This window comes from Pseudomonas sp. MYb13, from assembly GCF_002980075.1.
Classification (GTDB): Bacteria; Pseudomonadota; Gammaproteobacteria; order Pseudomonadales; family Pseudomonadaceae; genus Aquipseudomonas; species Aquipseudomonas lurida.
In genome coordinates, this window is the sequence record NZ_PCQI01000032.1 from 1 (window position 1) to 13,306 (window position 13,306).

Annotated in this window: 12 protein-coding genes and 1 pseudogene; 4 read left to right on the forward strand and 9 right to left on the reverse strand. The window is 61.9% G+C overall.

Translation table 11 applies throughout. The features are described 5' to 3' along the window. Positions 1-209: 209 nt before the first annotated feature. Together CQ002_RS27785 and CQ002_RS27790 are read left to right on the forward strand one after the other, a co-directional pair. Positions 210-1,073 (forward strand): LysR family transcriptional regulator, encoded by an 864-nt coding sequence (locus CQ002_RS27785; RefSeq protein ID WP_105162534.1) that lies wholly within the window; start codon positions 210-212, stop codon positions 1,071-1,073. 58 nt (positions 1,074-1,131) lie between these two features. Further along, entirely contained in the window at positions 1,132-2,136 is a 1,005-nt protein-coding gene (locus tag CQ002_RS27790) for a LacI family DNA-binding transcriptional regulator (RefSeq protein WP_034107372.1), read from the forward strand. Here CQ002_RS27790 and CQ002_RS27795 read toward each other — a convergent pair. The 6 genes from CQ002_RS27795 to CQ002_RS27820 form a co-directional block, all read right to left on the reverse strand. Further along, positions 2,133-2,858 carry an SDR family oxidoreductase gene (locus CQ002_RS27795; RefSeq protein ID WP_105162535.1) on the reverse strand — a complete coding sequence of 242 codons (726 nt, stop codon included), beginning with the start codon at positions 2,856-2,858 and terminating at the stop codon, positions 2,133-2,135. The genes CQ002_RS27790 and CQ002_RS27795 overlap by 4 nt on opposite strands. Positions 2,859-2,932: 74 nt before the next feature. Continuing rightward, entirely contained in the window at positions 2,933-4,465 is a 1,533-nt protein-coding gene (locus CQ002_RS27800; protein ID WP_105162536.1) for an FGGY-family carbohydrate kinase, read from the reverse strand. A gap of 8 nt (positions 4,466-4,473) precedes the next feature. Then, positions 4,474-5,559, reverse strand: coding sequence for an alcohol dehydrogenase catalytic domain-containing protein (locus CQ002_RS27805; protein ID WP_034107379.1), 1,086 nt, complete (start codon positions 5,557-5,559; stop codon positions 4,474-4,476). 22 nt (positions 5,560-5,581) lie between these two features. Continuing rightward, positions 5,582-6,574 carry an ABC transporter permease gene (locus CQ002_RS27810; protein WP_098466906.1) on the reverse strand — a complete coding sequence of 331 codons (993 nt, stop codon included), beginning with the start codon at positions 6,572-6,574 and terminating at the stop codon, positions 5,582-5,584. Continuing rightward, the gene (locus CQ002_RS27815; protein ID WP_034107384.1) at positions 6,540-8,048 is read right to left on the reverse strand and encodes a sugar ABC transporter ATP-binding protein; all 1,509 of its coding nucleotides are present in this window, start codon (positions 8,046-8,048) and stop codon (positions 6,540-6,542) included. Before CQ002_RS27815 ends, CQ002_RS27810 begins: the two co-directional genes overlap by 35 nt. A 63-nt stretch (positions 8,049-8,111) precedes the next feature. After that, positions 8,112-9,035 (reverse strand): substrate-binding domain-containing protein, encoded by a 924-nt coding sequence (locus CQ002_RS27820; RefSeq protein ID WP_034107387.1) that lies wholly within the window; start codon positions 9,033-9,035, stop codon positions 8,112-8,114. A gap of 294 nt (positions 9,036-9,329) precedes the next feature. On the opposite strand from CQ002_RS27820, the gene CQ002_RS27825 reads away from it, so the two are divergent. Continuing rightward, a complete protein-coding gene (locus CQ002_RS27825; protein ID WP_105162537.1) occupies positions 9,330-10,007 on the forward strand; it encodes a sterol desaturase family protein in 678 nt (225 codons plus the stop codon). Then, on the forward strand, positions 10,004-11,104 hold the full coding sequence (locus tag CQ002_RS27830; RefSeq protein ID WP_034107390.1) for an SMP-30/gluconolactonase/LRE family protein: 1,101 nt from the start codon (positions 10,004-10,006) through the stop codon (positions 11,102-11,104). Before CQ002_RS27825 ends, CQ002_RS27830 begins: the two co-directional genes overlap by 4 nt. Positions 11,105-11,154: 50 nt before the next feature. Here CQ002_RS27830 and CQ002_RS27835 read toward each other — a convergent pair whose 3' ends face one another. From CQ002_RS27835 to CQ002_RS28425, 3 genes and pseudogenes are all read right to left on the reverse strand, one after another. Further along, positions 11,155-12,597 carry a PPC domain-containing protein gene (locus CQ002_RS27835; RefSeq protein WP_105162538.1) on the reverse strand — a complete coding sequence of 481 codons (1,443 nt, stop codon included), beginning with the start codon at positions 12,595-12,597 and terminating at the stop codon, positions 11,155-11,157. Positions 12,598-12,719: 122 nt separating this feature from the next. Next, entirely contained in the window at positions 12,720-13,073 is a 354-nt protein-coding gene (locus CQ002_RS27840; protein WP_105162539.1) for a hypothetical protein, read from the reverse strand. Between the two features lie 2 nt (positions 13,074-13,075). Continuing rightward, positions 13,076-13,306 (reverse strand): annotated as a pseudogene (locus CQ002_RS28425) (hypothetical protein); the annotation flags it as partial.

The following is a 13,306-nucleotide window of genomic DNA, read 5'->3' on the forward strand; positions in this document are numbered from 1 at the left end:
CGCCTTCGCGGGCAAGCCCGCTCCCACATTTTTGGATTGTGGGGTGACAGTTAGATTGCCGTCGGCTGTCAGGCCGCTTTCGCGAGCAAGCCCGCTCCCACCTTTTTTGGATCGCGGGTCAGCTATCAGGTAGCCAGTCGGGGCAAAGCCCCCTGCCACAGGCTCGCCCGCATTCCATTACACTGTCCCACATTCATCCCGGGGGCTTCATGGACATCGAACTGGCACGCACCTTCCTCGAAATTACCCGCTGCGGCAGCCTGGCCGCGGCGGCCGAGAAACTGCACGTCACCCAGACCGCCATCACCGCGCGGGTCAAGAACCTGGAAAGCCAGTTGGGCAGCACGCTGTTCGTGCGCAACCGCGCCGGCGCGCGCCTGACCGCCGACGGCGAAGCCTTCGTGGTGTACGCCAACCAGCTGCTGCAAACCTGGGAAGCGGCAAAACGCGACCTGCCATTGCCGGAGGGCTATCGCAATGTGCTGAACATCGGCGGCGAGGTCAGCCTGTGCAACCCGTTGATGCTCGGCTGGGCCCAGGCCCTGCGTCAACAAATCCCCGGCCATGCGCTGCGCACCGAAGTGCGCGAGGGCGACTACCTGTTGCGCCAGTTGGAACTGGGCGTGCTGGACGCTGCCTTGGTGTTCCAGCCGCAATACTGGCCGGGCTTGCAGGTGGAGCAGGTGCTGGAAGAGAAACTGATCCTGGTAGAACTGGTGAGCAACCCGGCCCCCTACGTGTACATCGACTGGGGCCCCGGCTTTCGCCAGCAGCATGACGCCGCCCTGCCCGACAAGGCCCGTGCCGCGCTGAGTTTCAACCTTGGCCCGCTGGCGCTGCAGTACATCCTGGAGAACGGCGGCGCCGGCTATTTCCGTACCCGCGTGGTGCAAAGCTACCTCGACAGCGGCGTGATGCAGCGCGTGCCCAAGGCGCCGGAGTTCAACTTCCCCACGTTTGTGGTGTATGCGCGGGCGCGGGATTCGGCGGTGTTGCAACAGGCGCTGGCGTTGCTGCGTGAAGTGGTCAAGGTGGAAAGTGACTGGTCGCAGCGCTGGGATCCGCTGATTTGAAGCAACAATATCGGCCGCGCATGCTAGCCTGCGGGTGTTTCCTTTTGCAGCCTTACCGATGAACAAGAAAAAGTCCGTCACCATCAGCGACATCGCCAAACGGGTCGGCATGACCACCATCACGGTGTCGCGCGCACTGAGCAAGCCCGACTTGGTCAAGCCGGCCACCCTGGCGCGCATCCTCGAAGTGGCGCGGGAGATGGACTATGTGCCCAACGCCTTCGCCCGCGGGCTCAAGCGCAGTGAAAGCCTGATCATCGGCGTGATCACCGCGTCGGTGGACAACCCGTTCTACAGCGAAATGATCAAGGCGATTTCCCGCGAGGCCAAACTGCACGGCTACACCATCATGCTGGTGGACACCGATGAGCTCGAAGAGCTGGAAAGCAAAGCCGTGGACACGCTGTTGGGCTACCGCGTGGCCGGCATCATCCTGTCGCCGGTCTCGGATGAGCCGAGCTACCAGCCCGATTACCTCGAACGCCTGGGCAACGGCAAGACCCCGGTGGTGCTGCTTGATCGCACGATCCACGAGAGCCCATTCAGCCGCGTGGTGCTCGACAACTACCACAGCGGCATCCAGGCCGCGCATTACCTGCTGCGCCAGACGCCCCAGCTCAAGCGCCTGCTGGTGCTGACCGGCCCCGAGCACTCACGCATCACCGTCGAACGCCTCAAGGGCCTGCGCGAAGTGTTGGCCGAACATCCCCAGGTACAGGTCGAAGTGCAGGCCGGCGACTACACGCTGATGCCCTCCTACCTGCACACCCTCGACTACCTGGCCGAACACTCGGCGCCGGACGCGATCATGGGTTTCAACCAGTTGATCACCCTGGGCGCCCTGCGCGCGTTGCGCATGCACAATATCCCCCACGACAGCCTGACCATCTGCGGCATCGACCGCCTGCCCTTCGCCGATATCTTCGGCGTCCCCATCGCTTGCGTGGCCCACGACGCCTCGCTGGCTGGCAGCAGCGCAGTCCGGCTGCTGCTTGACCGCCTCGAAGACCCGTACAAGCCACGGGACAAAGTGGTGATCGCCGGCCAGTTGGAAAACGGCTAGCGGCTCGTGTAGCCACCGTCGATGGGCAGGCTGACGCCGCTGATCATGCTGGCGGCGCCGCTGAGCAGGAACAGGACGGGCAAGGCCACTTCTACAGATTGCGCAAAACGCCCCAGCGGGATTGCCGCCAGCGCCGGATCGCGCTTGGCTGGGTCCGACCAGGCCACGGCCGCCATGGGCGTGAGCGTGACCGTGGGGTTGACGCTGTTGACGCGAATGCCGAAGCGGCCCCATTCGGCGCATTGCACGCGGGTAATCGCATCGAGTGCGGCCTTGGAGGCGCAGTAACCGAGGTGATCGTCCAGGGCGACTAGCGCGGCCTGGCTGGAGACATTGACGATGCTGCCGGCAATCTTCGCCTCGATCATTTTTGCCGCCACACGGCTGCCGACCTGGGCGGCGGCACGGGCGTTGACCTGCATCACCTGGTCGAAGGCTTCGGCGCTGATGGCGGCAGCGGGCTCCAAGCGCGAGACGCCGGCGCAGTTGACCAGGCCGTGCAGCGGCGGCAGGGCCCGCAGGGCTTCGTCGAGGGCAGCGCTGTCGGCGATGTCCAGGCACAGGGTGTGGCAGCCAAGTTGGGCCAGGGCTTGCGCGTCACGCCCCAGGGCGAAGACTTCGGCGCCACTGGCGATCAACTGTTGGGCAATTTCGCGACCGATGCCGCTGCTGGCGCCGGTGACAAGGACACGCTGGTGGGTGAAGTCAAAGGTGGTGGTCATGGTCACGGTTCCCTAGACGATGAAGGTCCCCCGTGGGCGCTGGCTTGCCTGTGCCCACAAGGGATCGAGTTGATTCAGTGGGTTTGCAGGCTGTGCATGATCGGTTTCAGCGCCGGGTACAGCTTCAGGTACTCGCCAAACGCACGGTCATACGCCTCGACGTTTTCCGTCTTGGGCTGCGCCCGCAACGCCAGTTGCACCCACCCCTTGTCCATCTCCCCATCACTCACCAACCCCACCGTATGCGCCGCCAGCAACGCAGCCCCCATCGCCGCTTCCACCTCCTGGACAATGGTGTACACCGGGTACTGCGTGACATCCGCGATGATCTGCATCCACAGGTCCGAATGGCTCGCCCCACCGACCACGATCAAGCGCGGGTCCAGGGAATGCGCGCCGCGCGTGCCCGCTTCGATGTTGTGCCGCAGGGCAAAACTCACCCCCTCCAGCACCGCGCGATACAGGTGAATGCGACTGTGATAGAGGTTCAAGCCGACAAAGCTGCCGCTGGCACGGTCATCCCAGACCGGGCTGCGTTCACCCATCAGGTACGGCAGGAACAACAGGCCTTCGCTGCCCGCCGGGATATTCAACGCGCGCTGTTCCAGCAACACCAGGCTGTCTTGGCCGGTGGCCTTGGCCTGCTGCTCCTCGGCCTGGCAGAACTGCTCGCGAAACCAGCTCACCGACGCACCGGCCGTGATCGCACCGCCGAAGATATACAGGTCGCGGTGGCCGTTGTAGACGTGGGGCATGCTCACCAACCCGTGGTGTGCATCCACCTGTTGGTTCAAGTACCCCCAGCACATGCTGGTGCCAATCATCGCCACGTGATTACCCGGCTGGGTAACCCCCGCGGCCAACGTGGCCATGGCCGCATCGACGCCACCGGCAAGCACCGGCGTGCCAGCTTGCAGGCCCAGGCGCGTTGCCCACGTCTCCAGCATCCCCCCTACCACTTCACCGGAATACACCAGACGCTCCGGCATCATTGCCTGGGGAATGCCCAGCGCATCGAGCATCTCGGCAGACCAGCCTCGCGCCTTCACATCGTAGACACCGCCGATATTGCCGGCACTGCTGTGGTCCACCGCCAACTCCCCGGTGAGGCACCAGTTGATATAGCTGTTGGGCGGCAGCAAGTAGCGGGTGTTCGCCCATACCTCTGGTTGGTGTTGCTTGAGCCAGAGCATCTTGGTGAAGCCGTAGTAGCTGTCCACCGAGTTACCGGTCACCGCGAACAGGCGCTCCAGGTCCACCTGCTCACGCACCCAGGCCACCTGCTCGCCGGCGCGGCGATCCATCCAGATCAGGCACGGGTGCAGCGGTGTGATCTGCGCATCCACCGCAATCCCGGAACCGCCATACAGGCTGCTGATGCACAGCGCCTTTACGCGATCCTTGGCCACACCGGCCTTGGCCATGCAGTGCGCCACGCACGCCTCGACCGCCTCCAGCCAAACCTGTGGCCATTGCTCGGCCCAGCGCACTTTCGGGGTATCCACGCGATACCCCTGGCTGTGCTGGGCGATGATCGTGCCTTGAGCATCCACCAGCAGCGCCTTGGTGCTCTGGGTTCCGATATCGACGCCCATCACGTAATTCACAGTGCGACTCATGGAAGGGTAGCCGGCTTCAACAGCACCTTGATCGACTTGGTCGAGTTAGCGAGTTCAAAAGCCTCGGCCCAATCGTCCAACGCGAAGTCATGGGTGACGATGCCTTTGGACGTGACCAGGCCACGCTCGAACAGGTCGATGGCGATCGGGTAGCAATACGGGCCGAGGTGCGCGCCGCGAACGTCCAGCTCCTTGCGGTCGCCGATGATCGACCAGTCGACGCTGGTCTCGGCACCAAACACGCTGAACTCGACAAAACGCCCAAGCTTGCGGATCAGGTCCAACCCCTGGGTCACGCCCGCCGGTACACCGGTGGTTTCGATGTAGACGTCGCAGCCGTAGTTGTCGGTGAGGCCGTTGATGATTTCACGGGCGTTGTCGCGCGACGGGTTGATCACCACATCGGCGCCAAATTGCTTGGCCAGCGCCAGGCGCTCGTCGACCATGTCGATCACCACCAGCTTCTTCGGCGTCTTCAACGCGGCGACCTGGACCATGCACAGGCCAAGCGTGCCGGCGCCGGCGATCACTACCACGTCATCGAGCTGGATATCGCCACGGTTGACGGTATGGATCGAACACGCCATCGGCTCCACCAGCGCCGAGTCTTCCAGCGACACCGACTCGGGAATCTTGTGCACGATGGCGGTCTTGGGGATGCGCATGTACTGGGCCATGCCACCTTCAGCCACTTCACGCTGGAAGCCGAAGATATTGTGCACTTCGCACATCCAATACTTGCCCGACTTGCAGAAGCGGCACTTGCCACAGGGCACGATCTGCTCGGCGATCACCTTGTCGCCTACCGCGACTTCGAAATGCGCCTCGGCGCCCTCGCCCGCTTCCACCACATAGCCAAAAAACTCGTGCCCCGGCACCACCGGCGCCTTGACCCAAGGGTTGTCACCGCCCCAGAACATCGCCGCGCCGGAGTGGCACTTGCAGTCACTGGCGCAGATGCCACAGGCGGCGATGCGGATCACCAGTTCATTGGCACGCGCCTGGGGTTTGCCGATGCGTTCCAGGCGATAGTCTTTGGGGCCGTGGCAAACGACGGCTTGCATTTCGGTGTGCTTGTCCATGGTGTTCGGTCCTGTCTTGAGTTTATTTATGGCGCTGACGGCTGATAAAGATCGCCAGCAAAATGATCCCGCCCTTGATCACGCTCTGGACGTAGGGCGAAACGCCGAGCATGTTCAGCCCGTTGTTCAATACACCGAGCAGCATGGCGCCGAGCAAGGTGCCGACGATCACGCCACGCCCGCCGGCGATCGAAGCGCCGCCGAGCACCACGGCGGCAATCGCATCCAGCTCGAACGACACACCGGCATTCGGTTGGCCGCTCATCAGGCGTGAGGTGAGCACCAGCCCGGCAATCGCCGCCGTCAGGCCGCTGATGCCGTACACCAGCAGCTTGAAGCGCGCTGCGCGCACGCCGGACAAACGCACGGCCTCTTCGTTGCCGCCGATGGCATAGATGTACCGACCGATGCGCGTGTGTTGCAGCAGCACATAGGCGGCCAGGTAGGTAAGCAGCATGATCAGGATCGGCACCTGGATACCGAACAGGCTTTCGCGGCCGAAGAACGCAAACCAGTCCGGCAACCCGGAAATCGGGTAGCCATCGGTGTACATCAGGCCCAGGCCACGGGCGATGCCCATGGTCGCCAGGGTGACGATGATCGGCGGCATGTGCAGGTAGGCGACAAACAGGCCATTGCCGATGCCGAACGCCACGCCGATCAACATCCCCGCGCCAATCGCCAAGCCGGGCGGCAGGCCCGCGACCATCAAGCCGGCAGTGAGCGTGCCGGACAATGCCATCACCGGCCCCACCGACAAATCGATGCCGCCCGTGAGGATCACGCAGGTCATGCCCACCGCGATAATCGCGTTGATCGACACCTGGCGAGCAATGTTCGACAGGTTGCTGGCGGTGAGGAAGGTGTCGCTGGCAAGGATCATCACCAGCGTCACCACCACCAACCCCACGAACGGGTAGAAGGCCGGTGAGCGCACCAGCCGCGCCAGATTCACGCGCAGCCGGCTGTCATCGCCGGTACTAATGGACGTATTCACTTGAGCCCCCTGTTGCATGGCGCATGACCTCTTGAGGATTGACGGCGGACGCTTCCAGCAGCTTGACGATGGCGCCCTTGTGGAACACGGCGACGCGGTCGCACATGCCGATGATTTCCGGCAACTCGGAGGAAATCATGATGATCGCGTAGCCCTGTTCGGTGAGGCTGCGCATCAGCGCGTAGATCTGCGCCTTGGCCCCCACGTCGATGCCACGGGTGGGTTCGTCGAACACCAGCACGTCGCAGTGGTGGTTGATCCAACGTGCGATCACGACCTTTTGCTGGTTGCCGCCGCTGAGGTTGAACACGCGGCTTTCGCTGCTGGGGGCCTTGATCGAGAGTTGTTTCATGAGCCCTTCGACGCTGGCGCATTCGCGGCTTTTGTCGATCAGGCCCGAGGCGTTCTGGTATTTGGGCAGGTTGTTCAGCGAGATGTTTTCACGAATGCTGAAGTCGGTGATCAGCCCCTCGCTCTTGCGGCTTTCCGGCAGCAGGCCGATGCCATGGGCCAGTGCCTGGGCCGGGTCGTCGAGGGTGATCTTTTCACCGCGCAGCCATACGTCTTTGCTCACCGATGGCAGCGCGCCCATCATGCCCAGCGCCAGTTCAGTGCGACCGGAGCCGACCAGCCCGGCAAACCCGAGGATCTCGCCCTTGTGCAGCTGGAAGCTGTTGTGGGGGCCGTTGCGTACCAGTTGGATGTCCTTGACCTCCAGCAACAGCGGGCCGCGGGCGCTGGTCGGCTTGGGTGGAAAACTGCATTCCAGGCGTCGCCCGACCATCATCTCGACCAGGCGGTCGATGTCGCTGTCGGCCACGTCCGTGACGCCCACATTGCCGCCGTCGCGCAACACACTGATGCGGTCGCACACCTGGAAAATCTCCTCCAGGTGATGGGAAATGAAAATCACCGCCACGCCCTGGCGCTTGAGCTCACGCATGATCTCGAACAGCAGTTCGGCCTCGCTGGGCGTGAGGGTGGCGGTAGGTTCATCCAGCACCAGCAGGCGCGCATCCAGGGCCAGGGCCTTGGCGATTTCGACAAACTGCTGTTCGGCTACGCTGAGGTGCTTGACCGCGCATTGCAAATCGATGGTCACGCCCAGGCGCTTGAACAACGCCTCGCAGGCCTCGACCATTTCGCGCTTGCGCAACAGGCCAAAGCGATTGCTCAGCTCGTGGCCGAGGAAGATGTTTTCCACCGCCGTGAGGTAGGGAATCAAGCTGAATTCCTGGAACACGATGCCGATGCCGGCGGCAATCGCATCACGGTAGGTCGCGAATTGCTGCGCCTGGCCATCGATCAGGATCTGGCCTTCGTCCTGGTGCTCGACGCCGCCGAGGATCTTCATCAGGGTCGATTTGCCCGCGCCATTTTCCCCGAGCAAGGCATGGATCTCGCCGCGCTCGACTTGCAGGTTGATGGACTTGAGGGCCTGTACGCCCGGGTACCGCTTACAGATGTTTTCCAGCTTCAGAAGACTGCTCATACCGCCGACCTCGTATTCAGAAGGATGACCTGGGCCCCACGGGTTGCGTGGGGCCTGGGTGATTTACCAGCTGAAATCCTTGGCCTTGGCCTGGTCGATCAGGGTGATGTCCACCGGAATGGTGGCCGGTACTTGCGAGCCCCACTTCTTGGCCAGGGCGATGCCCAGGGCTAGGCGGATCTGGTCGCGAGGGTATTGGGCCGAGGTGGCGATGAATTTGCTGCCGGGCTTCTGGATCGCCTTGATGGCTTCGGGCGCGCCGTCAACGCTGACAAGCTTCACGTCCAGGCCACTGGCTTCGATGGCCGAGAGCGCGCCGAGCGAGCCGTTGTCATTGACGCTGAAAATACCCTTGAGGGTGGGCTGGGCCTGCAACATGTTTTCGGTAACGGTCAGCGCCTGGTCACGTTCCTGCTTGCCGTTCTGGATGCTGACGATCTTGATGTCCGGGTGCTTGGCAACCGCCTCCTTGCAGCCGCGTACGCGCTCCAGGATCGGCACCACGGCGATGCCGTCGAGGATGGCGATATTGCCCTTGTCGCCGATGTGCTTGGCCAGGTACTCACAAGCCTGGAAGCCGGCGTCGAAGTTCTTCGAACCGACGAAGGAGTCCAGCGGGCCGTCCGCCTGGGCGTCTACCGCGACGACCACGACACCGGCGGCGTGGGCGGATTTGACCGCCGATTGCACGCCGACAGAGTCGGTGGGGTTGATCAGCAGGATATCGATGCCTTTTTGCAGCATGTCTTCAACGTCACTGACCTGCTTGGACACATCGTGCCGGGCATCGGTGATGATCAGTTTCGCACCGATGGTCGCTCCGGCTTCTTCCAGGGCGTTTTTCATGGTGACGAAATAGGGGTTGTTGATTTCCTGGAAGGACGCGCCGATGCGGATGGGTTTCGCAGCGTCGGCAAAAGCAGGGGCAGCGGTGCCGAGGGCGATGCTTACAGCCAATAAACACAGGGTTTTCGGGAGCATTTTCATGGCGTGGTTCTCTGTTTTGTTTTTATTGTTAGAGCAAATGTTATCGTTAACATTTTGCCAAAAGCTAGCAAGGAAATTCGACAGGCGCAAGGGGCCGCTGGTCGGTCGCCGTCGAAAGGTGGGAGCCGGCTTGCCCGTGAATGCGGTGCGTCGGTCACCCGATGTGTTGCCTGGCACGTCCTGTTCGCGAGCAAGCCCGCGCCCACACTCAGGCCTGTGTACGCTGTAAAACTCGCACATTCCCCACCACCAACTAAGCTCAGCCTCCAACAAAAAAAATCCGAGCCTGCTGCCATGCCCCACCCCACCGAGACTTTTCGCGCCCGTTACCGCGCCTCCATTGCGCCTCGTTACAACCCCTGGCTCCACGCCCTCTTCGTGTTCGGCTACGGCGCGGCATGCATCACCCTGGCCTGGTCCACCACACAGCACATCACGGCCCTGCAATGGCTGACCGTGCCCGCGACGCTGGTGTTCTTCAACCTCTGCATCTACCTGGTGCACCGCCACCTCGGCCACCACAAACACGCATTGGCCCGGCTGTTTTACGCGCGACATACCGGTGATCATCACAGCTTCTTTACCCCCGGCCATATGACTTACGACAGCCCCCGGGACTGGCGGGTGATCCTGTTTCCGGCCTGGCTGATCGTGCTGCACAGCGTGGCCATCACCCTGCCCGCCTGGTGGCTGCTCAAGCACTTGAGTCCCAACGTCGCCGGGCTGTTCGCCGGGTGCATGATCCTGGGGTATTTGCTTTACGAATTGTTTCACGCCTGTGAACACCTGCCCGTCGACCATCCCGTGGCGCGCTTGCCGTGGCTGCGCCAGATGCACCGACTGCACGCCCTGCACCACCGTCGCGAGCTGATGCAGGGACGCAATTTCAACATCGTCCTGCCGCTGATGGATTACCTCTTCGGCACCCTGCACTGGGAGCCGCGCCCCCAAGACAACCAGGAATCGTCATGAGTACCCGTCCAAAAAAACTGCGTCATCTGCTGTTCGTGCTGTTTCTGGCGGTGATGGCTTTTTTGCTGTTGATGCCGACCAAAGTGCAACCGGTGAACTGGACACCCCCCAAGGCGCCGTCGATGAAGGACGGTCCCTACGCCGAAAACCAGCGCCTGAAAGGCGTGCAGAAAATCGGCGCCCAGGACATCGCCGGCCCCGAGGCCTTATTGCTCGATGCCCAGGGCTACCTGATCAGTGGTTTGCATGACGGGCGCATCATCCGCACCGCACCCGACAGCCGCAGCCTGGAAGTACTCGCCAATACCGGTGGGCGGCCGCTGGGCATGGCACTGCACCCGGATGGACGCTTGATCATTGCCGATGGGGTCAAGGGCTTGCTGGCGCTGGACACCCATCGCCAACTGACCACCCTGAGCACGGGTGCCAATGACGTCGCCTTTGGTTTCACCGATGACGTCGCCGTGGACGCCAGCGGGCGGTATGCCTACTTCAGCGACGCGTCGAGCCGCTGGGGTTATGGGCAGGATGGTGAAGCCGTGATCGAACATGGCGGCGATGGTCGACTGCTGCGCTATGACTTCAGCAACGGCACCACCGAGGTGCTGCTGGACCAGTTGCAATTCGCCAACGGCGTGGCCCTGGGTCCGGATGAAAACTTCGTGCTGGTGAACGAAACCGGTGCCTATCGCATCAGCCGTTATTGGCTCAAGGGGCCGCGCGCCGGTACTCATGACTTGTTTATCGACAACCTGCCCGGCCTGCCGGACAACCTCAGCTTCAATGGCCAGGACCGCTTCTGGGTGGCGCTCTACTCGCCGCGCAATCCACTGCTGGACAGCTTTGCCGGCTACCCCCTGCTGCGCAAAGTGATGGTGCGGGCGCTGATGGTGGTACCCAAGCCCGTCGAGCGCAAAGCCTTTGTGCTGGGGTTGGACACCGAGGGGAAGGTCATCGCCAATTTGCAGGATGGCAGCGCGGGAAATTACTCGCCCATCACCACGGCCCGCGAGTATGGCGATTGGTTGTACCTGGGTTCGTTGAACAGCACGAGCATGGCGCGCTTGCCTTTGTCGCTCGCGCTGGCGGGCGAATGAAAAAAGGGGCAGCCTCACCAGGCTGCCCCTTCTCACTTACAACGTAGGAATCAGTGGATGATGTCCTGGGTGCAAATGTGCCCGAAGGTCACGTAAGGCACACTCTCGCCCCCCACGCCCACCCCCGGGAACTCGTCCAGCTCGATCCGCCAGCCGCCGAAGTTGAAGGTAGTGGCCCAGTTGTATTTGACGCCGGTGCTGCTGTCCGGGTATTCCACGCGGTAGTCGCCGAAGCAGTCACCGATACCGGAGCTGGCCTGGGAGGTGCCCGCACTGTTGGTGGTGGCCTTGAAGTCGGTCCAGTGGAACTCGGCACCGTCGAAACGTTTGTCGATGCGCAGGACCGGCGTGACACCCAACAACGGTGCGCCAGTGGAATCGGACCAGTTGGTGGTCCAGTTCACCGTACGTGCAGCCTGGGTCGCCATCCAGAAGATCGAGGCCGGCACACGCACCACGTTGTCACCCTTCACATCCGACGTGTTCAGGCGCGGCGTAGAGCCCAGGCTCAGCTGGTAGTGCTTGCTTGGGTCCTGAACCACGCCTGGGTTAGCCCGTACACGCACCTTCACCGTGGTGCCCGGCGTGACACTCGGGTAGGTCGAGGTAGAGCCAGCAGGAATGGTGACCCAATTGACGCCGTCGAAACGGTCGAAAATCCACTGGTTACGGCTGCCGTCCGCGTCACCGGCCAGGAACATGCTCACGCTCTGGCCACGCACCGCCTTGAAGTCGAAGTAATCGACGTCGGTGGCGTTGTCGAGGTTACCGGTCACCTTGTTCATCGAGTCCGGCAGCACAAAGGCAGTCTGCGGCGTGTCATTGGGCTCGTAGGCATCGATGTTGGTGTCTACCGCCACGCCAAAACTGAATTGCGCGTTGTTGGCGACCTTGGCGACCATGTACCAGTAGTAATCACCGGCCGGCAGTACACCGTTGAGGTATTCATCGGCATTGCCCGCCGCGTCCGAAGAACCCACCACGCTCAAATTACCCTGGCCATCATCCTGGAACAGGGTCAGCGACATGTCGGTGCCCGCACTCTGGTTGACCAGTTGCACTTGGATGCGGGCGTTCTCTGGCAGGTTGAAGTGATAAGCGAACTCTTCCCCCTGGGCCACACCGTTGAGGGTGTAGAGGGTGTTGATATCCAGGGTTGGGAACAGCGGCACGAAGGCCGCAACGGCAGCGCTTTTCAGCTCGGCCTGGCCAGGCTTTTTCAACTCGCCGACCACGGTATTGAAAGGCGCAGTCTTGACCGCCTGGGTGACAGCCCTGGACTGGCCGGTCTTGGCTGCCTGCAGCTTTTGCTTGAGGCTGGCCGGGACCTTCGCCGGGGCCAGCTTGCCGCCGGACTTGAGCGCTTTGTCCACGGCCTGCCTGACCGCTTCGGCGTTGAGTGCCTGAGGGGGTTGCGCGGCCAGGGCAAACGCCGAGACGAAGCAGGAGGCCGCCATGGCCGCACCCAGCATAAAGGCTTTTTTCGATTTCATTTTTTATCCATCCATAGTTAAAAACTGAAGGTCAGGTGACATCCGGTCACCTGGGATGGAATGTAGGACATTACTGGATGGATGTACAGTATTTTTTATTAATAGGTCGCCGAAAAGGCAAGCTAGAGCCAAGCTAACCAAAGTCCCCAGTAGGCAGCCAAAAATATCGCAAGACGATACAGCCATACAGCCCAGCGCTTAAGTGCAAATGGTATGGAGGCCAACTCTGCCTCAGTCACAAACCGGTCTTTCACATGTTGCTTTGGCGTGGTGAGGATACTGATCATGAGGCACATGCGATTAAATCTAGCGAACCTCTGGTTTTCCCAACGTCGCTGTAGCTTGCGTACCGCTGCATTCTCACTGAAGTAACTTTCCAACTCGTCGAGTTTTGTGCGCGCGGCATAACGCATCAGTAACACGGCAACCAACGTCCCGATCACCATCACGATGGTGTAAGTAGAAAACCACGACATCGTTAAACCCCCTCTGGTTGAAAGATCACATCACCGTCCATCTCGATGACCTTGCCACCCAGCAACTCGCCACCAGCGCCGCCTAGATTGCCTCCTGCATACCCGCCGGCAGCGCCACCGACAATTGCACAGGTCAGAGCACCGCTTCCTCTCGTCGCGACACCTAAAAAAATCGTGCATGCACGACGAGTTAGCTCAGCCCCCAACGCTCCTCCTCCCGCGGCCCCCAGTAC

Coding starts and splice junctions, on each gene's coding strand:
- CQ002_RS27825 (WP_105162537.1), top strand. CDS start 9,330: ATGCCCCACCCCACCGAGACTTTTCGCGCCCGTTACCGCGCCTCCATT.
- CQ002_RS27810 (WP_098466906.1), bottom strand. CDS start 6,574: ATGCAACAGGGGGCTCAAGTGAATACGTCCATTAGTACCGGCGATGAC.
- CQ002_RS27790 (WP_034107372.1), top strand. CDS start 1,132: ATGAACAAGAAAAAGTCCGTCACCATCAGCGACATCGCCAAACGGGTC.
- CQ002_RS27835 (WP_105162538.1), bottom strand. CDS start 12,597: ATGAAATCGAAAAAAGCCTTTATGCTGGGTGCGGCCATGGCGGCCTCC.
- CQ002_RS27830 (WP_034107390.1), top strand. CDS start 10,004: ATGAGTACCCGTCCAAAAAAACTGCGTCATCTGCTGTTCGTGCTGTTT.
- CQ002_RS27805 (WP_034107379.1), bottom strand. CDS start 5,559: ATGGACAAGCACACCGAAATGCAAGCCGTCGTTTGCCACGGCCCCAAA.
- CQ002_RS27840 (WP_105162539.1), bottom strand. CDS start 13,073: ATGTCGTGGTTTTCTACTTACACCATCGTGATGGTGATCGGGACGTTG.
- CQ002_RS27795 (WP_105162535.1), bottom strand. CDS start 2,858: ATGACCACCACCTTTGACTTCACCCACCAGCGTGTCCTTGTCACCGGC.
- CQ002_RS27815 (WP_034107384.1), bottom strand. CDS start 8,048: ATGAGCAGTCTTCTGAAGCTGGAAAACATCTGTAAGCGGTACCCGGGC.
- CQ002_RS27820 (WP_034107387.1), bottom strand. CDS start 9,035: ATGAAAATGCTCCCGAAAACCCTGTGTTTATTGGCTGTAAGCATCGCC.
- CQ002_RS27785 (WP_105162534.1), top strand. CDS start 210: ATGGACATCGAACTGGCACGCACCTTCCTCGAAATTACCCGCTGCGGC.